The following is a 19,247-nucleotide window of genomic DNA, read 5'->3' on the forward strand; positions in this document are numbered from 1 at the left end:
GCTACTTGGCGCGCCGCGCCGGCCCGGCGATGAGCTTTGAGGGCAGCACCCGCGAAACCGAGGTCAGGACTTTGTAGCGCTTGCTGGGGATCGAGACGGCCTTGCCCTTGGCGTTGTCCGCCAGTCCCTCGCTGACCACCTGCCGGGCCTCGAGCCACATCCAGCGCGGCGTCGCCGTCTTGTCCATCCCCATCCGGTCGTGGAACTCGGTGTGGGTGAAGCCGGGGCACACGGCGGTGACCTTCACCCCCCGCGCCGCATAGGCCATGTTGGCCGAGCGCGAGAAACTCAGCAGCCAGGCCTTCGCTGCGGAGTACGTGCCGCGGGGCAGGAAGGCCGCAACGCTGGCGACGTTGATGATCCTGCCGGACTGGCGCCCGAGCATGCCTTGCAGGGCGGCGTGGCTGAGCTCCATGGCGGTTTCGACATGGAGCTTCAGGTGTTTCTTCTCCTCGGCAATGTCGTTGTCCTCGAAGGGCCGCAGCAGGCCGATTCCCGCGTTGTTGACCAGGATCTCCACCGGCCGCGCGGGGTCGGTCAGGCGCGCGACGACGGCGGCAATCCCTGCGTCGTCGGTCAGGTCCGCGGCGATCGTCTCCGTCCCGGTCCCGTAGCTGTTCTCCAGCTCCGCAGCGGTGGCCGCGAGGCGGCCGGCGTCGCGGGCCACGAGCACCACGCGGTGGCCCTGCTCGGCGAGCTGGCGGGCGAACTCGGCGCCAAGGCCTGCCGTCGCGCCCGTGACCAGGGCTGTGCTGCCGGATGTAGAGGCTGTTTGAGGGTTCATAGCGACAGCCTAGTCTCGTCCCGGCTCAGGCCAGGGCCGTGTCTTGCGCCAGTTCGTCCCCTGCCGGGTCACCGTCATCGAGCAGGTGGCGGTTCTGAAGCTCTTCGGCCGCAAGCTCGTACCAGGTGTGCGCCCCGAAAGACGGGCTGCTGGTGTCGAGGTGGCGGTAGAGAGCGTCCGCGAGCCGGCACAGCGCCGTGTCGGACAGTGCCCGGACCGTGGCCACAGGATCCAGCGTTCCCTCGAAGTACTCCGAAAGCGCCAGCCCGTCGATGGAGCCAAGGTCGCTGGCGCCGACGGTTTCCGCGGCCAGCGGGCTGTTGGCCTCCCCCAGCCCGGAGCCGGATCCGGGCCCGACGTCAAGTAGCCCGGCAGCTTCGCTGTCTCCGTTCCCGGCGACGGCGACGGGGGCCGGGCGGTAGTCGGTGTCGAGTCCGGCGAGGACTTCGGCGTCGGCGCCGACGTGCACGAGGCAGATTGGCAGCACCGCCGGCTCGTCGAGGGCGAACCGAAGCGGTCCGGCCTCAGCGGAGCCCCCGGCATCGGGAGAGTGCAGGTGTCCGGCATCAGCGAGACGCCGGAGGTCCAGCAGCACCTCAGGGTCCAGGTGGGAGGCGCCGTGGAGATCGACGACCACGGCGGCGCCCGGTTCAAGGCGGCAGGCGCGGCGCACAATGTGCAGGAGGGTTGCTGAGTCAGACTGGGTAACGCAGCCGGTAATTTCGAGGGTGACCTGTGCGGGATCGACGTCCACCCGGACAAGCACACGCAGTTTATGGTTCATGGGGTACTCCAAAGTCACCTGTCCAAGAGCCAACTGCATAACTCTGGTCAAACTTTACGAGGTTGGTCCGCTGCCCACAAGCGGGCAGGCCGATGACTCCGTTCCGGCCCCCGCGCCAGGCGCTCAGGCTCCCTCTGGGACCCGCTCCGGCCAGTCCACATACTGGTGGTACGACTCATGTTTGCGCAGGTAGCGGTACATGAACGGGCAATTCGGGATGATCCGCTTGCCGGAGGCAACCACGTCATCGAGGGCGAAGTGCGCCAGCACTTTGGCGAGCCCTTGGCCCTGGAACTGCTCTGCGGTATCCGTGTGGATAAAGTCGATATGGCCCGGCCTGTCGATGAAGCGCACCTGGACGGCCAGCTTGTCGCCGACACGGAGTTCGTAACGGTGCAGCTCGTCGTTCCGGGTGGTGGAGACGTCCGGGGTGAAGGTGTCTTCCGTGGTTGCCGAGTTCTCCGTCATGGTTCGACATTGGCACTTAATGGCGGGCGTGGCAATGGCGGTTCCGATCCGCCCTGCCCGTCAGGTGGCGTCGTGAGCCGAACCGGAATCCGGCCCAGGAGCACGACGGCGAGCGCGAAGCAGGCGGCACCCCCGCCGAGGAGCCCGGGCGTGAGCCCGGTGAGCGCGGCGTTGACTGCCGGGACAAAAACGGCGACGGCGGCGAGCAGCACGGCGGCCGCCGGCCGGCTCGGCGACGGGCCGGACGCCGTCGGCCGCTCCTCCAGCCTGCCAAACAATGCCACCACCGGCAGCAGCAGGGCGATGACCCCCAACAGCACCAGGGGCCGCCCCCACCACCAGGCCGCACTCCCTCCGGCGGGCTGCGGGAAATCCGTCAGCAGCAGCAACCCGGACATCGCCGCCAGCAGGGGCAGATGCCACAGATAAACAGTCATGGACCGCCGGCCGGCCACGCCCATCATCCGGCGCACCCCGGCCACGGACGCGATCCGGGACAGCACCGGCCGGAAGAGCTGGAGGGCGGCGGCCTGCGAGATGCCCAGGAGCAGCAGCGTCACATTGGGCGGATTGAGGTTCACCAGCATGTTCCCGGAATACAGCCCCAGCAGGACTATCAACCCCAGCAGCATGTTGCTGGCAACCATGATGCCCAGGTGCGCCGGCCGGCCCGGCAGCAGCCGCGGGCCATCCGCCACGATGAATCCGAGCTGCTGCACGGCGCACCACAGGAACAGCATGTTCAGGTATGCCAGCAGCGGCAGCACTCCCCGCAGGCAATCGACCGTCACCACCAGGGCGGTGAGGCCGGCGAAGGTCAGCCATGGCGCGCGGGTGTGGAGGGCCGCCAGCCAGGGAAGGTTGAGTTGCGCGGCGAGGTACGCGGCCAGGAACCACAGCGGCATGCCGGCTCCGCTGGTGAGCAGCTCGATGACCTGAGGGTCAACCCCTGCGAGGCGGGCCGCCGACAGGCCAACGAACATGACCGCCAGCAGGACGGCGGCCGGCCGGATCAGGCGCAGCAGCCGGGCCTGCATGAAATCGAAGGCGTTGCCGCCCCTGGCGCGGAGCCGGCGCCAGGACTGCAGCCCGGTGATGCCTCCGGCCACAAAGAACAGCGGCATGATCTGGAAGACCCACACCACTGGTTCAAACCAGTGCTGATCGCCCAAGGTGTTCTCGGACGTCACGGTGCCGTCCGGGTGCAGTACGGGACTCACCATCATGGTGTGCGCGACCACCACCAATGCCAGGCAAAAGAACCGGACAAGGTCGATCACCGGGTCTCGGTCCGGCATCGGCGCCGGGTCGCCGGTTGGCCGCTGCTGCGCAAGCATGGCACCCCTCGGGAAGACAGGCTGTGTTGCCATCATTGTCGGGCCGCGGCGCCCTGGCTGCCAGAGCAGTATGGCCCGGATGCGCGCCGGCTGCGGGCCATACTGCTCTGGAGTCACAGTGTCAGCGCGAGAGTGTGGCCAGGGCGGTGGCCGCGAAGGTCCTGGCCGAGGCATTCCACAGGCCCAGCAGTGCCTGGAGGTTCTCGCCGTCGGCCCGGTGCGCTGTGGTCTGTTCCTCAAGGACCGCCAGGACGCCGGTGCGCAACTCCGTGTTGAAGTTGACCTTGCCCACGTTCATCGCGGCGGCCTTGACCAGTTCCTCGGCCGGAATGCCGGAGGCGCCGTGCAGGACCAGCGGGATCCGGGTCCGCACGGCGATGTCCTGCAGCACGTCCCAGCGCAGCCGGGGCTCCCCTTTGTACTTGCCATGGACATTGCCCACAGCCACGGCGAGAAGCTGCGCCCCGGTGCGGGCCACGAAGTCCTCCACCTGGGCGGAGTCGGTGAGCCCGGCGGGGGCGTCCGCCACTGTGCTGCCTGCGTTATCCGCGGCGTCGGTCCCGAAGGCCCGGTCCTCGTCGCCGGCGAGTCCGCCGAGTTCTGCTTCAATGACGACGTCGGCCCGGCCCTGCGCTGCCAAGGCCGCGCGGACGTTCCGGACCAGGGCGATGTTGTCCTCGTACGGCAGCGAGGACCCGTCGACCAGCACCGAGTCGGCCCCGGCACTGACGGCGTCGGCGATCACCTGCGGGTCGGTGGCATGATCCAGCTGCACCGCAATCGGCACGGAGGCTGCGTCGGCAAGTCCGCGAAGGGCGGCGATCAGCCGCAGCCCGTTGGGCGTTGCCGCGGTCTTCGGTGCGACCAGCAGGATGGCGCCCCGGCCGGATTCCTCGGCCGCCCCCACAACGGCGAGCGCGGTGGTGAAGTCGTAACAGGTGAACGCCGGAACGGCAGAGCCTTGCTGCAGGGCGCCGGTCACCAGGGTGTCCAGTTGGGTACGCATCAGGCGCTCAGTCCCCCCACCAGCATCCAGGCGACGAATGTCAGGGCGAAGCCTGCCAGTCCCAGCACGGTGGTGAGCACGGTCCAGGTCCTGAGGCCGTCGGCGACGGTCAGTCCGTAGTAGCGCACAACCACCCAGAAACCGGCGTCGGTCACGTGGGAGAGGCCGAGAGCGCCGAATCCGATGGCGATCACGATCACGGCGGTCTGCGCCGGCGTGTAGCCGCCGCCGGCGACGGCGGAGGAGAGCAGGCCGGCCGTGGTGACGATCGCGACGGTGGCCGAGCCCTGGGCTGCGCGGAGGGCGAGGGAGATGATGAAGCCAAGCAGCAGCAGCGGAACGCCGAGCGTGTCGAGGGATTCGGAGAGAGCCTTGCCGATTCCGCTCACCTGCAGGACGCTGCCGAACACGCCGCCTGCCGCAACAACCATCAGGATGGACGCGATCGGAGGCAGCGCGCCTTCGAAGATTTCGCCGGTTTCCGTCAGCGACCACTGCCGGCGGACGGCCAGAAGGAAGAAGCAGAGCGCAACGGCCACCAGCAGGGCGAAGACGGGGTTGCCCACGAACGCCGCGACGCCGTACCAGAAGTCGTTCTTGTCGATCACCAGGGTGCCGACGGTGCCGAGGAGGATCAGCACGATCGGGGTGGCGATGAGGAAGATGATCAGTCCCGGACGGGGCGGGGCGATGGCTTTGCTGCCCGGGCCCTCGTGGCCGACGCGGACCATGGTGGCGGAGCCGAACTCGTCCACCTGGGTTTTGACGGCCGGCAGCAGTTCGTAGGTCTTGCGGTTCATGATGGACGCGACCCAGTAGGACAGGAAGCCCAGCGGCACGCAGATCGTCAGCGAGATCAGGGCGATCAGTCCGATGTCGGCGCCGAGCACGCCGGCACCGGCAACAATCCCCGGGTGCGGGGGCACGGCCACGTGGATGGCCAGCATGATGCCGGCCATTGGCAGGCCGAACTTCACCGGGTGGACGTTGGCAATTTTAGCGAAGGCGTAGACGACCGGTACCAGGACAATGATGCCGACCTCGAAGAACACCGGAATCGCCACCAGGAAGCCGACTGCGGTGAGGGCGACGGCCACCCGGGTGGCCCCGAGCTTGGCGGTGAAGTGGTCGGCGAGGGACTGGACGCCGCCGGAGACCTCGATCATCCGCCCCAGGATCGCGCCGAGCGCAATCAGGAGGGCGACCTTGCCCATGGTGCCTCCCACCCCGGCGGCCACCACAGTGAACACGTCCTTGAGCGGGATCTGCGCGGCCACGGCCACCAGGATGCTGACGGTCAGCAGGGCCACGAAGGCCTGGATCTTGAAGCGGATGATCATCACCAGCAGCAGGGCGACGCCGGCCGCCGCGATTGTCAGCAGCAGCGGAGTTCCCAGCTCCACGGCCGGCTTGATGACGGGCGCGTCGGCTGCGCGCACCATCAGGGAATTGAGCAGGGGGGTCATGAAGAGGTGTCTCCTTTGACAGGAAGGTCGCCCAGCGAGTCAGTCGCCGGGAACAGTGGGGTGGGGACCCGGCGACGGCGGAGGGGGGGACCGCCGTCGTCGGGGATGGGGGTGGCTGGTTAGGCGGTGCGCCTCGTGGGCGCGACGACCTTGATGACGGCGGAGTCATCGGCGGCGGCGAGGCCCTGGGCCTGGCCAAGGAGGTAGAGCTGCTCGGCGGCGGCGGCCACCGGGGCGGCGAGGCCGGCGGCGCGGGTGGCCTTGCCGACGATCCCCATGTCCTTGACGAAGATGTCCAGCCGGCTGAGGACTTCGGCGCCGTCCTCGGTGTAGGCCTCCAGGATGCGCGGTCCGCGGTTGGAGAGCATGAAGGAGCCCGCCGCGCCGGCTTCGAGGGCGGCGAGGGTCTTGGCCTGGTCCAGGCCGAGGGCGTCGGCCAGGGCCATCGCCTCGGCGGCGGCGGCGATGTGGATGCCGCAGAGCAGCTGGTTGACGGTCTTGAGGGCCTGGCCGTCGCCGGGCTTGTCGCCGACCACGGTCAGGGTGGAGGCCAGCAGCTCAAGGGCCGGGCGGGCCTTTTCCTGGGCCTCGGGCGAGGCGCCCACCACGATCAGGAGGTCGCCCTCGCCGGCACGCTTGGGGCCGCCGGACAGCGGGGCATCAACCAGTTCGACGCCGTATTCGGCCAGGCGGTCGACGGCGGCCGGGATGGCCTCGGTGCCCACGGTGCTGCCCAGGATCACGACGGCGCCCGGCTTGAGCACGGAGGCCACGCCGTTCTCGCCGAACAGGACATCGTTTAGCTGTTCACCGTTGCGCACTGCCAGCAGCAGCGCGTCGGCGCCTTTCGAGGCTTCCCGTGCGGAGGCGAAGGTGCGGATGCCGGCCTCTTCAGCCAGCTTCAGGCGCGGTTCGGCGATGTCGAAGCCGTGGACGGTGAGCTCGCTTGCCAGGCGCGTGGCCATGGGCAGGCCCATGGCACCAAGGCCAAGGACGGTGATGGTGTAGTTGCTGGTCATGGTGTTCTCCATCGAATGACGTTTGGTGCTGGGGGGATTAGAAGGTGTTGCTGAGCTTGCGCGTGACATCGGCGAGGGACTGGTCGTCGCCCACGTTGCCGGCGAAGACGATGTACGGGATGCCCTTGGCCGGTCCGTCCACCGGTTCCCACAGGCTGACGATGCCCGGCAGCATGGGCCCGCGGACTATCGCGTGCCGGATTTCCAGGCCGTGTGCGGCCACGTCCGAGGATGTGATGCCGCCCTTGGCGATTACGAAGCGGGGCGGGAAGGTCTTTAGCGTGCGGTTCACCACGGCGACGACGGCGGCAGAGACGGTGCGGGCGATCCGCAGGCTTTCGGTGGCGTCGGAGGTCTTGATCAGGAGCCGGCTCGTGTGCACGATCACGTCGCCGCCGCGGAGGGCAGCGACGACCGTGTCCACGGTTTCGTCCAGGTACTCCCCCGCGTTGTCGCCGAGGAGCTTCTCGACGTCGATCTCCACGATCCGGGCCGCGCTGTGCTGCTCGGTGAGGGCGTTGAGCTGGCGGGTGGTGACACCGACGTGCGAGCCGACCACGATCAGGCCACCGGCTTCCGAGGGGATGTTGCCCGCATAGGCTTCCTCGCCGCTGAGTTCGGTGCGGATTTCCTGGCCGATCCGTGCCCGCACAAACGGCGGGCCCACGCGGTAGAGCAGCTTCTTGCCGCGGCTTTCCGCTTCTTCCAGGCCCAGGGCCAGCGCCCGCAGGTCGTTTTCGGTGACGATGTCCGCCACGATCGGAGTCGAATCCGTGGCGGCGTCGATGGCATCGGCAATGGCCTTGGCGGAGATCATCGGATCGGCGGACGCCCGGATGATGTCCAGATCCAGCACGATCACCGAATCCGCGGGGAACCGGCCGTTCGACTTCTCCTCGACATACTTGGCCATCTCCGAGTTGGCGAAGCCGAAGCTGGCGTCCCGGGCGAATTCGGTCTCGGCCACGGGGGTGAGCTGCCCGGCGTGCGTGCCTGTGCCGCGGGTGAAGTGCACGCCGCCGACCGTCACGCGGCCGGCGTCGGGGAACGCGGGAACAATCACGACGCCGTCCGTCTTCTCGCCGTTGACGGCGGTGACGGTAGCTGCGATGACGTCCGGTTCGAGCGGGTAGTGTCCGCGGAGGGTGGAGTCGCTGCGGCTGACAAAGCTGAGCCGAAGCGCGGGTTCAGCGGACGCTGCGGCCGCGAGTGCGTTGCGGACGATCTCCTCGTTGCGGGCAGCCGCCTCGGCAGGGTCAAGGCTGCGGGTGTTGGTGAGCACGTAGACCGCGCGCTGGCGCTGGCCGTCGACTTCGTAGGCGAACGCCCAGGCAAAGTCCGCCACTTCCCAGCGGGTGAGGACCGGCAGGTTCGCCACGGACTGGGTGCCGGTGGGGTCGTCGTCGAGTACGACCAGGACACGGGGGGATGCCTCGGAGGAGGCGGCCACGCTGTCTGCCACCAGCCGGGCGGGGATCTGTACTTCCGCGGGGAAAGCGGCCAGCACGTCTGCTTCGAGGGGCACTATGCACTCCATTGTGTGTGGATCTTTCAGTGGAAAACTGCGGTTCTCCGCGAGCCGCAGCAGGAACAAAATGTAAGATGTCAGACATCTTGCATATGAATGCTAGTGTGGCATATGGCACAACGACGCGCAAGTAGACTTGGCCATCACGGAGCACGCCATCAGGCAACAAGTCGCTGGACGGGGAGAATTGGCTAGGAAATCGCTGGTCGGCGTTGTGGCCGACGAACTGCTAGACCGGATTATTGGCGGCGAGTTCCCGCCCGGCGCGAGCGTCCCCGGCGAACTGGAGCTCAGCTCCCGGCACGAAGTCAGCCGCATGACCGTGCGCGAAGCCATGAAAACCCTTGAAGCCCAGCGGATCCTCAGCGTGGAACGGGGCCGGGGCACGTTCGTGAACCCGGTGAACCGCTGGGGCTCCCTGGACGCCGTGCTGCGGGCAGCCTCGGAGGGCACAAACGACGCCTCGGCTGCCATCCAGCTCATTGAGCTCCGGCGGATGCTGGAGACGGGCGCCTGCGAACTGGCTGCCGGGCGAATGTCGGACACGGACATCCAGGCCCTCCGCGCGCACGTCGACAGGATGCGGCTGGCCCACGAGAGGAATGATCTCGCGGCATTCGTGGAGGAAGACCTCGCTTTCCACGACCTCATCCTGCAGGCCTCGGAAAACGTCTTCGTCGCCGTGCTATTCGAACCCTTGCACCGCGTGCTGGAAAAACGGCGGACGGAAACTTCCAAGGTGCCGGAGATCCAGGAGCACGCCATCGGGCACCATCAGAACATCGCTGACGCCCTGGCCTCCCGCGACCCGCACCGCGCCCGCGACGCCATGGACGCCCACATGCAGCAGACCCTTGACGATCTGAAGACCTTCGTGCTGGCCGGGGGCCCCGCCTGACGCGGACCCGCACTTTGCCCTGATGATGAGCTCAGGCGAGCGAGAGGAAGAGCTTCTCGAGTTCGGCGCGGTCCAGGCTGGGGTCTTCCTGCTGCATGCACTGCTGCAGGCCCGTGGCAATGATGGAGAACCCAGCCTTGTCCAGGGCACTCGACACGGCCGCCAGCTGGGTCACGACACTCTTGCAGTCACGGCCCTCCTCGATCATCCTGGTGACGGCCGCGAGCTGGCCCTGGGCGCGGCGAAGCCGGTTAATGACAGGCTTCATGTCGGTGGGATCGAGTTCCATTGGTTCCTCCGGTTCGATGCGTCAGGCTCCACATTATACCCCCCTGAGTATTTCGCCTCCCGGGTGGCGGACGGCCAGGGGTGGGCGGGGGTGGCCGCCGCGGCCTCATGCCGCCCCGCTAGGGGCATAAGTACCTAGCGAGGCATGGAATATCGGCGTATTGCTGGTGATGTGAACGCCGCCAGGTTCCTAGAGCCGGACGCCGGCGGTACCGGCGTCAACCTCCCCGCCGCAGGGCCGTGGCATCCAGGGGATCAGAGCTCCGCACGCGGGCGTGCCGGTGACCTGCGTTCCCGGCCCTGGAGCCGGTATGTCGCTTTGGGCGACTCGTTCACGGCAGGCGTCGGCGACCCGGAACCGCTGAGCCCCGGGGGCATTCGGGGGTGGGCGGACCGCATCGCCGAGGAACTCGGCGAGGGCCGCCGCGAGTTCGGGTACGCAAACCTTGCCATCAGCGGCCTGGTCCTGCGCGAAATACTCGACCAGCAACTCGGACCGGCCCTGAACCTGAAGCCTGACCTCGTCTCGCTCTCCGCCGGCGGGAACGATCTCGTGTTTCATCGCGGCGATCCGGACCGGATGGCCGCGGCCCTGGACGACGCCGTGGCAGCCCTCTCTGCCACCGGGGCCACGGTGGTCCTGTTCACCGGGCCTGACTGGGGCGAAACCGCTGTGTTCGGACACATCCGGGGGAAGGTCGCGGTATTCAACGAGAACATCCGTGTCATCGCCGCCCGGCGTGATGTCGTCATCGCCGATTTGTGGGCCCTGCGGCAACTGAGCGATCCGCGGATGTGGGATCCGGACCGCCTGCACTTCTCGCCGCTGGGACACCACACCATTGCGGCCATGGTCCTGGACACGCTCAGCGTGCCACACCGTCTGCGGCCGCTGGAACCGAAGCCGATGCCGCCGGGCAACTGGCGGGAGACCCGGGCCGGTGACCTGGCATGGATGGCGCACTACATGCTGCCCTGGATGGTGAGCCGGATCAGGCCGCGCGCAGACACCCCGCCCCGGCAGGCCAAACGCCCGCTGCCCGGACCGCCCCCCGGGGTCCCGGACTCCGGGCACAAACCCCTAGTCCGGCCGGGTTCGGTCGGCTAGTCTGCAGGAACGGCCCACAGCCGGGCATCGATGGCGATCACGAGGAGCGAAGTTGCCTAATCACACTTACAGCATTTCTGAAATTGTCGGAACCTCGAACGAGGGCGTCGATGCGGCCGTCCGGAACGGCATCGCCGAGGCCGCCAAGACCCTCCGGAACCTTGACTGGTTCGAAGTCAAGGAGATCCGCGGCCACCTTGAAAACGGGCAGGTCGCCGACTGGCAGGTCACCATCAAGCTCGGGTTCCGCCTGGAGCGTTGACGCCAGACTCCGGAGCGGGCCGGCACGCACCGTCCCGCTCCGGAGAAACCCGCAACCCGTCAGGGCAGAGGAGGCCAGGGCGGAGAGGAAAACTTCATGCGCTATACGCATCTGGGCCGCTCCGGCCTGACAGTCTCGCGCCTTTGCCTGGGCACCATGAACTTTGGCCCGCAGACCGAGGAGACGCAGGCCTTCGCCATCCTGGACACCGCGCAGGCCGCCGGCATCAACTTCGTCGACACGGCCAATGTGTATGGCGGGTCCAGCCACCGCGGCTGGACGGAGGAAATACTCGGCCGCTGGTTCGCCCAGGGGGGCGAGCGCCGCGAGCGCACGGTGCTTGCCACCAAGTTGTTCGGCACCATGACCGACCGGCCCAACGAGTCCAAACTCTCGGCACTGCACATCCGCCGGGCGCTCGATGCCAGCCTGAAGCGGCTGCAGACGGACTATATCGATCTGTACCAGTTCCATCACGTGGACCGGAACACGCCCTGGGATGAGATCTGGCAGGCTATCGAGGTCGCCGTCCAGCAAGGCAAGATCCTGTACTCCGGCAGCAGCAACTTCGCCGGCTGGCACATCGCCCGGGCCCAGGAAACAGCCGGCCGCCGCAACTACAACGGGCTGGTCAGCGAGCAGTCGATTTACAACCTGCTGACCCGGGACGTGGAATTGGAGGTCATCCCGGCCGCCCAGCAGTATGGCCTGGGGATCCTGCCATGGTCGCCGTTGCACGGCGGCCTGCTCGGCGGAGTGCTGAAGAAGGAGAACGACGGCGTCCGTCGCATCGCGGGCCGGGCCCTCGAGGCGCTCAAGTCGCACCAGAAACAGATCCGGCGATACGAGGAATTCGCCGCCGAACTGGGTCAGGAACCCGCGGACCTGGCACTCGCGTGGCTGCTCCACCAGCCGGCAGTCACCGCTCCGATCATCGGCCCGCGTACCCTCGAGCAGCTCGAAGCCTCCGTCAGGGCGCACAAATTGAAGCTCGACACCGATGCGCTCAAGCGCCTCGACGAGATCTTCCCGGGCCACAGGACGGCTCCGGAAGACTACGCATGGTAGGGCGCAGTCGGCTGTTTTGGCACCCCGCCCGGCGAACCCACGGGTGTCGGGTGGCTCTTTGATACTAAGCATGATTAGTATTAGGGCAGAAGGATGTAGCGCACCCGGCGATCCGGGTGCCTCCTCTATGAAAGAAGAAGGAACGAAAAATGGGTTTTCTCGCATTTCTGATTCTGGGCCTCATCGCCGGCGCCATCGCTAAGGCTATCCTCCCGGGACGTCAGGGCGGTGGCATCATCATCACTCTGATCCTGGGCGTCGTCGGCGCCCTGCTCGGCGGATTCATTGGCAGCGCACTGTTCGGCGTTGGCATCAACGAGTTCTTCTCGCTGTCGACTTGGCTGCTGGCCATCGGCGGTGCGATCATCGTCCTGCTCGTTTACGGCATGATCAGCAAGCGCTCAGCCCGCTAACACGGAAGCTGACCGGAAACCGGCCCTGGGTTATTCCCGGGGCCGGTTTTTTGCACTATTTTGACAGCAAGGCGGCCTGCCGGCCGCATGGTCCGGCACTGCCACCCACTGTCCACGAACTGTTCAACAACGTCTACTTTTCACCTACGTCAGGGAGCAGGAGCACAGCATGAAGGGCAAATTTCTTTTCGCCACCGGACTGGCAGCAGGGTACGTCCTGGGATCGCGGTCAGGCCGCGCAGCCTATGACAAGCTCAAGGCCAGGTCGGCAGAGCTCTGGAACAGCAAGCCGGTCCAGGACAAGGTGGCCGCGGCAGCAGAAACGGTCAAAGACAAAGCCCCCGAGGTCTCCGAGCATCTCGGCGAAGCCGCGCGCCGCGCCGGTACCGTCATAAGCTCCGCTGTCCACCGCGATGCCGGCCACGGAAGCACGTCCGCGGCCACGCCCGGAACGGCCACGCCAGGAAAACCGGGAGCAGCCACGCCCGGAACGCCGGCACCCGCGGCCCGCGATGTCCATTCCGACCCTGCGCTCACCGACCAGACCGGCCAGGACTGGTCAGACGAGGGCGGCGCCACCCCGGCGGGCCCCGCCACCAACGTGGACGGGGACAAACTGCCCTAGGAGTTTCTTTGAGGGGCCACCGTCGCCGCCCCTGCCGGCTACCGCCCGCCGGAGGGCAGCAGCACGCCGGCCACCACGGTGGCCCCCAGTTCCTCCGAGCGCAGCACCCGGGCCGCCAGTCCGTGCCCGCGGAGGATTCCGGCCGTCTGCGCGGACTGCCGGCGGCTGGTCTCTATCAGCACGTGGCCGCCGGGCGCCAGCCACTGCCGCGCGCCGGCGGCGACCCGCCGCTGCACCTGAAGCCCGTCGGCGCCGCCGTCGAGGCAGGCCCGCGGCTCGTGGACGCGCGCTTCCTGCGGCATGGTTTCGATGTCTGCCGAGGGAACGTAGGGGGCGTTGACGGCCAGCAGCCGGACCCGGCCCCGGAGGGCCGCCGGGAGGGGAGCATAGAGATCACCCTCGTGGACCTCCCCGCCCAGGGGCAGGACGTTGGTGCGTGCACAGGACACGGCCGCGGGGTCGATATCGGCGCAGTGGAGTTCGGCGGGGCCGGCGAGTGCCGCGAGCGCCGCACCGACAGCGCCGGACCCGCAGCACAGATCGACAACGACCGGTGCCGGGGCGTCGCCCCGCGCCATGCGGCTTGCGTCCAGGAACGCAGCGGCCTGCCGGACGAGGAATTCCGTCCGGCGGCGGGGCACGAAGACTCCGGCGTCGACCGCGATGCGGAGTCCGCAGAATTCCGCCCAACCGAGAATGTGTTCAAGGGGAAGGCCGGCGACCCTCCGGCCGGCCATCCGTTCGAGCGCCTCCGGGGTCGGGGCCGCGTCGATCAGCAGGCGGGCCTCGTCTTCGGCAAACACGCAGCCGGCTGCCCGGAGCCTGGCCGTGAGTATCTCGTGCGGGGAAAGATGGCGGATTACTGGCATGGGTGCGCCTTTCGGTCGGGTGTCAGACGCCCTCACCGTGAGCTGGCCGAGGCCGGCACTGCTGGGCGGGCATCCTTTCTGGACTTGCGTGAACGGGACCCACCTCCTTTTGCTGCAGTTGCTCGATTGCCCCATGCTACCGAAGCCGCCCGCGGCCAGCTGTGATTGGGTCTGCTGTGATTAGTCCGGGTTTTGCGGCGGACTGCGGCGGCGGATTGTGACGCCTGCTTGGGATGCCTTGGCGGCGGCGGCTGGCAGGATGGCAGCATGGACTCCCTCCCTGCCCACGATCTCATCTGGACCGGCTCCTACACGGCAGATTCCGGCGGCCGCGGCACGGGGATCGGCGCGGTTGCCGCGGCGGCCGACGGCACATTGCGCTGGTTGGGTGTTGCGGCGGCGGCCGACTCGCCGTCCTTCCTGGCGGTCCACCCGTCTCTCCCTGTGGTCTATGCCGTGGCCGAGCAGGCCAGGACCGTCCGGGCCTACCGCCGGGCCGGCGCGTTTGGACTGGAGCCCGCGGGCCCGGCGTGGCCGGCCGGTGACGCGGCCTGCCATGTCGCCGTCGAGCCTTCCGGCCGTTTCCTCGTTGTCTGCTGCTGGGGCGACGGCCGGGTGCTGTTCTATGAGCTCGACGCCGACGGCGGCATTGTTGACCGGACGGCCGGCGTCGAATCGCGCGACCCGTACGGTGAGACTCCCGGCGGCGGCCCCGGCGAACGGGAAAAACGGCCGAGCCGCGCTCATGCGGCACTTATGCTGGCCGACGGCAGGGTGATGACCACCGACCTCGGCCACGACCTGCTGCGGATCTGGAATGTCGGATCCGGACCGGGGCTGGCTCTGGGGCCGGCCCTGGACCACGAGGTGGTCCTGCCGCGGGGCAGCGGCCCCCGGCACCTGGTCCAGCATCAGGGCGGCCATGTCTTTGTGGTGACCGAGTATTCAATCGAGGTGGCTGTGGCCGGGTTGTCGCCGGACTCCGGGGACTTCCGGCTCGGATTCGTCGGGCCCGCCGGCGCCGCCGGGGCGCAGCCGGATGATTCGGCGGCAGAGATCGCGTTGGCGGCCGACGGCAGGTACGCCTATGTGGGCGTCCGCGGTTCGAACCGGGTCTGCGTGCTGGAGGTGGAGGCCGGGGGCGCGGCGCTGCGTCAGGTGGCCGACGTCCCCAGCGGCGGCGACTGGCCCCGGCACCACGTGGTCCGCGACGGCTTGCTGCACGTCGCCCACGAACGCTCCGGCGACATCGTGACGTTTCCTCTGGACGCGGCATCAGGGTTGCCGGGTATCCCTGCGGACCGGCTGCAGGTGGCCTCCCCCACGGCGCTGGTGCCGGCCCGGCCCCGGCTGGCGCACCGGGGGTGAGGAGCCGGCACCCGGCTGACGCGGTGCTGCGGCGAAGAGCAGGCCGCCGGGTCAGCAGGCCGCGGCAAGCCCCGCAGCAGCCTGATGGACGCCCTGTTCGCCCCCATCCAGCTGGATCCCGCCCAACTGAAACCCTCCCTCCGGCTGGAACACGCTCTCCGCCTGGAAACCGTCGGCGAAGTGGAGTCCGTCCCCCGGCTGGATACCGCCGTCGAGCTGGAAGCCACAGGGACAGCGCCACAGGGCCGGAAGATCGAGGGACGGGTCCGCGGGCCCGAACGAGTAGGAGGGCATCGCCGGCTCCGGCGAGGTCCACTGCATGGGTGCGCCGCAGTGCAGCGGGGCGCCGGGCGGGAGCACTGTCGCAGGGTCCCCGGTCAGGGTTGCGGATTCAGCCACGGCGCCTACTCTCGTTGAGATCTAAAAAACAAGTAGTAAGCATACATATAACTAGTTAAACGAGCTAGTTATGCCGCTCGGCGCCGATGGCCGCGCTCATCCGGCGGAGGAAAGTAATGACCACGCGGGCGTCCTCCGCGCTCATGGACTCTGCCACCTCCATCATGCGCCGGTGCATGTGTCCAAGCGTGGCGCGGACTTCGGAATCCGTCGCCACCGTCGGCACGATCACAAGGGAGCGCCGGTCCGTCGGGTGCGGCTCCCGCCGGACATGCTCGCTTGCTACCAGCCGGTCGATCAGGGACGTTGTGGAAGCGGTGGTGATACCCAGGACGCGGCTGAGATCCTTCGGGCCAACCCGTTCGCCTGTCGCTTTGGCCCGCAGCAGGTAGCGCAAAGCCAGCAGGTCGGTCTCACCCATCCCCATCGAATCGCGGGTGGACCGCCTGGTCGCCACCTCCGAGATCCGATAGTCGCGGAGGGCCTGCAGGATCGCCGCCGGAGGATCCAGGCTGTCATCGGGGCCATACCAGTATCCGGAGGCGCCGTGGGAGTCCATTCGCCAAGCCTAGCGGAACTGGTAACTAGCCAGCCGTGCAAATGAGCCTATACCGGCGTCCACAATCTATATACGCTAAGGCGCACAACCCAATAAAGACTGCTCACGGCTGATAAACGGCACTGGGACGCGAAGGGAAACTGATGGCCCGGATTGCAATAGACAGGCAGGGGATGGAACTAGCCGAGCGGATGGAATTGCTCGTTCATAACGCAACTGGGATCTTCTCCACGTTTCGTTGGACCAGGGCACGAGTGGATCGTCACGGCCGTCCTCCCCGACGGATACAGGATGTCCCTGATCCACGCCCGGGAGGGCGTGGCAGACGGTGACGTGCAAATGGCCAACAAGATGATAGAAACCCTGAAGACGCTGGGGTACCGGAAGGACGAGATCGGCCCGAGAGACTGAGCGCGAAAAGCCACGATCGACAGCGCTGATCGGTCGAGGTGCCGGGGCAGATGGCCGGGCCCACTATCCGCACCGCTGGGTCAGCAGCCCTTGGCAGGAGTGAGCCCGGGGCAGCCGTCCGCCAGGTTCGAGGCAGCCCCAATGCGCGGCCCGCTGAAACCCTAAGCCTCGGCCACATTCACACCCTGCTGACCGCAACCCCGCGGCCGGTTCTGGATTTCCACGAGGCGTCCGTTTTCCAGCCGCGGCTACCGGAGGCTCTGAATGCGCACAACTGGCGTAACCGCGTGTTCAACCTCGCCACGCACGACGTCGGTCTGGGCGGAACCGGGCTAACTTCCCACAAGCTCAGGCACACCGCGGCAAGCGCCGCCGTAGTTGCTGGCGCCGACGTCAACGTCGTTTAGCCCCTGCTTGGACACAAAGATGCCACGGCGACACTGAACACTTACGGGCATTCATGGCCGGAACGGCTGGACGAAAGTATCGCGCGCATTTGAGTCCGCCAGGGCTGCCGGTCTGGAGGCCACCCAGGGCAATGTCTCCAAAATGTCCCCACGAAGGGCCTAGCCCATCTTCCAAAACAATCAGAAAACGCACACAAAAAAACCCCGATCCCCTGCAATTGCAGGAAACCGGGGTTTTTCCACTCTTCGCTAAAAGAGTGGGCCCTGTGGGGATCGAACCCACGACCCACGGATTAAAAGTCCGATGCTCTACCAACTGAGCTAAAGGCCCCAGCCGACAGCCCCGAACCAGCGGATAAATCCGCTGATGCAGCGCGTTTCGGCCCAGTCCATTTCTGGACGTTAACACTGTACCCCAGACCCGGGCCGGCTTTTTTCACGTTGGCCGCACCGGCGGCGTCGGCCCCCGGCGTCTGCGGCAGCAGCGCGCACCGATCCTCGATTCCCTTGCGGCACTGGAGTAGCGTGGGGGCATGAGCGAGCAAGCAGGATCAAGCGCCCCCGGCCCGCGGCACCACAAGCCGAAACCCTTCGCACCGATCGACTTTGAGCCTTTCGCCGGAGGGGCCGATCCTGCCCGCGTCTCGGAGGCGGCCCATCTGGCCGCGCAGGCTCTCGTGCGCCGCGGCCGGGACAGCGACGATCCTAAAGTCACCAAACGGCTCGTCAAACTCGCCGATGAGCAGGGCCTGGAAGCAATCGCCGAAATGTGGGCCGAAAGCCCCGCCCGGTCCCTCCCCGGCGCGCTGTGGCGTCTGTACGCCCTGCGGGCCGCCACCATCCAGGATCCCGAGCGGATCTCCGTCTACTTCAAGGCGGGCAAGGACACGGCCCAGGTTTCGCATGTGGTCGCCGGCGCGGCCGAACCGCCCGGCGCCGATGAGATGAAATCCATGGCGGACGCCATCCTCTCCGGGGCGTTCGACGGCGAATTCGACGTCGCCCTGGAACGCTCCGCAGCGTTCTGCCGCGTGGTGGCCCTGGGCCAGGCAACGCTTGCGGATAACGCCGAGCACAGCAACGAAAACCACGCCAGCAAACTCACCCGCAACTCGCATCTGCTCGTCAAGACGGCCGAGGACCTCGAGCACGCCGCCAACGCGTGGCGGCTGGGCGAGCTGGACTGAGGGGCCTGGCGGCAGGGGCCCGGATGACGGGCCCGCAGCACCCAGGACACGCACGACGCGGGCAGGCTGTCAATGTTGACTTGCATGAACCTACGTAGAAAACTAAAAGCGGTGCCGAACCGCGAAACCCCCGGGCTTCAACATTTAGCCGCCTAGAGCGGCCTACCGCCGAGAGGCGTATCCGGTTCGGCACCATTTTCATGCCTTCTTACCCTGATGTTCGCCCGGTTTTCACCTGCGCCGTCACACGCCGCGTCGGGCCGGGCCGGACCCGCCGGGGACGGTAAAGTGATGCGTATGCACTGGTCACCGTCAAGTCACACGGCCGGCCGGCTCCACCCGCGAACCTCCTCCCGGAAGACCGGTGACACCACGTGAAGCTGCGCCTGTTCCCCCAGGAGTCCGCCGGACTGAACCTGCTCTCCCAAATGGCGCGCCAGATCGTGCTGGGGACCGGAACACTCTCGGAGATCCTCGGCGCCCCGGCCAGCGAGCATGCCCGGCTGGTGGAGGACATGCACAACCACGAGGCCAAATCCGCGGAGCTGCACTTTGCCCTCCTGACCCACATGCGCACCAGCTTCGTGAACCCGCTGCCGCGCGAGGACATGTACACGCTGTCCCGGTTCCTCAACGAGGCCATGGAGAAGCTCGACGCCGCCGCCGAGCTCGTCTCCCTCTACAAGCTCGAACGGCTGCCCAGGCGGGCCGCCGACCAGCTGGAAATCATCAGCCGCCAGGCCGAACTAACGGTCGATGCGATGCGGCGGCTGAACAATCTGGACGACCTCGAGGACTACTGGATCGAGATCCTGCGCCTGGCCAAGCGTGCCGAGCGCACGCACCGGGTCTGGGTCGCGGACATGCTCCACGAGATGAAGGCCATGCAGTACGCGCGCAACCGCGACGTCGCGAACCAGCTCGTGGAAGTCACGAAGGACATGCGCCGGATCGCCACCCAGGTGGGCAGCATCATCGTCAAGGAATCCTGAC

The 19,247-nt window shown here is 67.5% G+C and carries 21 protein-coding genes and 1 tRNA gene; 9 read left to right on the forward strand and 13 right to left on the reverse strand.

Features of this window, described 5'->3' with window-relative positions:
• Position 1: 1 nt before the first annotated feature.
• The 8 genes from AC1DNG_RS04540 to AC1DNG_RS04575 form a co-directional block, all read right to left on the reverse strand.
• Positions 2–784 (reverse strand): SDR family NAD(P)-dependent oxidoreductase, encoded by a 783-nt coding sequence (locus AC1DNG_RS04540; protein WP_476856139.1) that lies wholly within the window; start codon positions 782–784, stop codon positions 2–4.
• A 25-nt stretch (positions 785–809) separates the two neighbouring features.
• Positions 810–1,568 (reverse strand): hypothetical protein, encoded by a 759-nt coding sequence (locus tag AC1DNG_RS04545; protein WP_476886738.1) that lies wholly within the window; start codon positions 1,566–1,568, stop codon positions 810–812.
• Between the two features lie 123 nt (positions 1,569–1,691).
• Entirely contained in the window at positions 1,692–2,036 is a 345-nt protein-coding gene (locus tag AC1DNG_RS04550; protein ID WP_028276599.1) for a GNAT family N-acetyltransferase, read from the reverse strand.
• Positions 2,033–3,373: an acyltransferase family protein gene (locus tag AC1DNG_RS04555; RefSeq protein WP_476886739.1), complete on the reverse strand. Its 1,341-nt coding sequence runs from the start codon at positions 3,371–3,373 to the stop codon at positions 2,033–2,035. Before AC1DNG_RS04555 ends, AC1DNG_RS04550 begins: the two co-directional genes overlap by 4 nt.
• Positions 3,374–3,494: 121 nt before the next feature.
• Positions 3,495–4,379 (reverse strand): class II fructose-bisphosphate aldolase, encoded by an 885-nt coding sequence (locus AC1DNG_RS04560; RefSeq protein WP_476849877.1) that lies wholly within the window; start codon positions 4,377–4,379, stop codon positions 3,495–3,497.
• Positions 4,379–5,845: a GntP family transporter gene (locus tag AC1DNG_RS04565; RefSeq protein WP_223914661.1), complete on the reverse strand. Its 1,467-nt coding sequence runs from the start codon at positions 5,843–5,845 to the stop codon at positions 4,379–4,381. The genes AC1DNG_RS04560 and AC1DNG_RS04565 overlap by 1 nt, the downstream gene beginning before the upstream one ends.
• 119 nt (positions 5,846–5,964) lie before the next feature.
• Positions 5,965–6,864 (reverse strand): NAD(P)-dependent oxidoreductase, encoded by a 900-nt coding sequence (locus tag AC1DNG_RS04570; protein WP_476849879.1) that lies wholly within the window; start codon positions 6,862–6,864, stop codon positions 5,965–5,967.
• 37 nt (positions 6,865–6,901) lie between these two features.
• On the reverse strand, positions 6,902–8,389 hold the full coding sequence (locus tag AC1DNG_RS04575) for a four-carbon acid sugar kinase family protein (RefSeq protein WP_476886740.1): 1,488 nt from the start codon (positions 8,387–8,389) through the stop codon (positions 6,902–6,904).
• A gap of 190 nt (positions 8,390–8,579) precedes the next feature.
• On the opposite strand from AC1DNG_RS04575, the gene AC1DNG_RS04580 reads away from it, so the two are divergent.
• Positions 8,580–9,290 carry a FadR/GntR family transcriptional regulator gene (locus AC1DNG_RS04580; protein WP_223914664.1) on the forward strand — a complete coding sequence of 237 codons (711 nt, stop codon included), beginning with the start codon at positions 8,580–8,582 and terminating at the stop codon, positions 9,288–9,290.
• Between the two features lie 31 nt (positions 9,291–9,321).
• Here the strand turns inward: AC1DNG_RS04580 and AC1DNG_RS04585 are convergent, their stop codons facing one another.
• Positions 9,322–9,579, reverse strand: coding sequence for a metal-sensitive transcriptional regulator (locus AC1DNG_RS04585; RefSeq protein ID WP_018774886.1), 258 nt, complete (start codon positions 9,577–9,579; stop codon positions 9,322–9,324).
• 144 nt (positions 9,580–9,723) lie between these two features.
• Here AC1DNG_RS04585 and AC1DNG_RS04590 point away from each other — a divergent pair, with 144 nt between their 5' ends.
• The 5 genes from AC1DNG_RS04590 to AC1DNG_RS04610 all read left to right on the forward strand — a co-directional run bounded on the left by AC1DNG_RS04590 (position 9,724) and on the right by AC1DNG_RS04610 (position 13,054).
• A complete protein-coding gene (locus AC1DNG_RS04590) occupies positions 9,724–10,686 on the forward strand; it encodes an SGNH/GDSL hydrolase family protein (protein WP_476849881.1) in 963 nt (320 codons plus the stop codon).
• Positions 10,687–10,738: 52 nt separating this feature from the next.
• Entirely contained in the window at positions 10,739–10,948 is a 210-nt protein-coding gene (locus tag AC1DNG_RS04595; protein ID WP_223914666.1) for a dodecin, read from the forward strand.
• 96 nt (positions 10,949–11,044) lie between these two features.
• A complete protein-coding gene (locus AC1DNG_RS04600) occupies positions 11,045–12,016 on the forward strand; it encodes an aldo/keto reductase (protein WP_223914667.1) in 972 nt (323 codons plus the stop codon).
• A 149-nt stretch (positions 12,017–12,165) separates the two neighbouring features.
• Positions 12,166–12,429 carry a GlsB/YeaQ/YmgE family stress response membrane protein gene (locus AC1DNG_RS04605; RefSeq protein WP_018774889.1) on the forward strand — a complete coding sequence of 88 codons (264 nt, stop codon included), beginning with the start codon at positions 12,166–12,168 and terminating at the stop codon, positions 12,427–12,429.
• A gap of 169 nt (positions 12,430–12,598) precedes the next feature.
• Positions 12,599–13,054 (forward strand): hypothetical protein, encoded by a 456-nt coding sequence (locus tag AC1DNG_RS04610; RefSeq protein ID WP_476849883.1) that lies wholly within the window; start codon positions 12,599–12,601, stop codon positions 13,052–13,054.
• 38 nt (positions 13,055–13,092) lie between these two features.
• Here the strand turns inward: AC1DNG_RS04610 and AC1DNG_RS04615 are convergent, their stop codons facing one another.
• Positions 13,093–13,923 (reverse strand): putative protein N(5)-glutamine methyltransferase, encoded by an 831-nt coding sequence (locus AC1DNG_RS04615; protein ID WP_230009174.1) that lies wholly within the window; start codon positions 13,921–13,923, stop codon positions 13,093–13,095.
• A gap of 267 nt (positions 13,924–14,190) precedes the next feature.
• Here AC1DNG_RS04615 and AC1DNG_RS04620 point away from each other — a divergent pair, with 267 nt between their 5' ends.
• Entirely contained in the window at positions 14,191–15,291 is a 1,101-nt protein-coding gene (locus tag AC1DNG_RS04620; protein ID WP_476886741.1) for a lactonase family protein, read from the forward strand.
• Positions 15,292–15,342: 51 nt separating this feature from the next.
• On the opposite strand, the gene AC1DNG_RS04625 is transcribed toward AC1DNG_RS04620, so the two are convergent.
• From AC1DNG_RS04625 to AC1DNG_RS04635, 3 genes are all read right to left on the reverse strand, one after another.
• Positions 15,343–15,690, reverse strand: coding sequence for a hypothetical protein (locus tag AC1DNG_RS04625; RefSeq protein WP_476849886.1), 348 nt, complete (start codon positions 15,688–15,690; stop codon positions 15,343–15,345).
• A gap of 64 nt (positions 15,691–15,754) precedes the next feature.
• A complete protein-coding gene (locus tag AC1DNG_RS04630) occupies positions 15,755–16,249 on the reverse strand; it encodes a MarR family winged helix-turn-helix transcriptional regulator (RefSeq protein WP_476886742.1) in 495 nt (164 codons plus the stop codon).
• A gap of 1,076 nt (positions 16,250–17,325) precedes the next feature.
• Positions 17,326–17,398: transfer RNA gene (locus tag AC1DNG_RS04635), tRNA-Lys, on the reverse strand.
• Positions 17,399–17,600: 202 nt separating this feature from the next.
• Between AC1DNG_RS04635 and AC1DNG_RS04640 the strand changes: the two genes are divergently transcribed.
• The gene (locus AC1DNG_RS04640; RefSeq protein WP_018774895.1) at positions 17,601–18,254 is read left to right on the forward strand and encodes a hypothetical protein; all 654 of its coding nucleotides are present in this window, start codon (positions 17,601–17,603) and stop codon (positions 18,252–18,254) included.
• Positions 18,255–18,628: 374 nt separating this feature from the next.
• Positions 18,629–19,246 (forward strand): DUF47 domain-containing protein, encoded by a 618-nt coding sequence (locus AC1DNG_RS04645; protein ID WP_028276610.1) that lies wholly within the window; start codon positions 18,629–18,631, stop codon positions 19,244–19,246.
• Position 19,247 lies beyond the last annotated feature (1 nt).

Source organism: Arthrobacter sp. 01T425, from assembly GCF_056398725.1.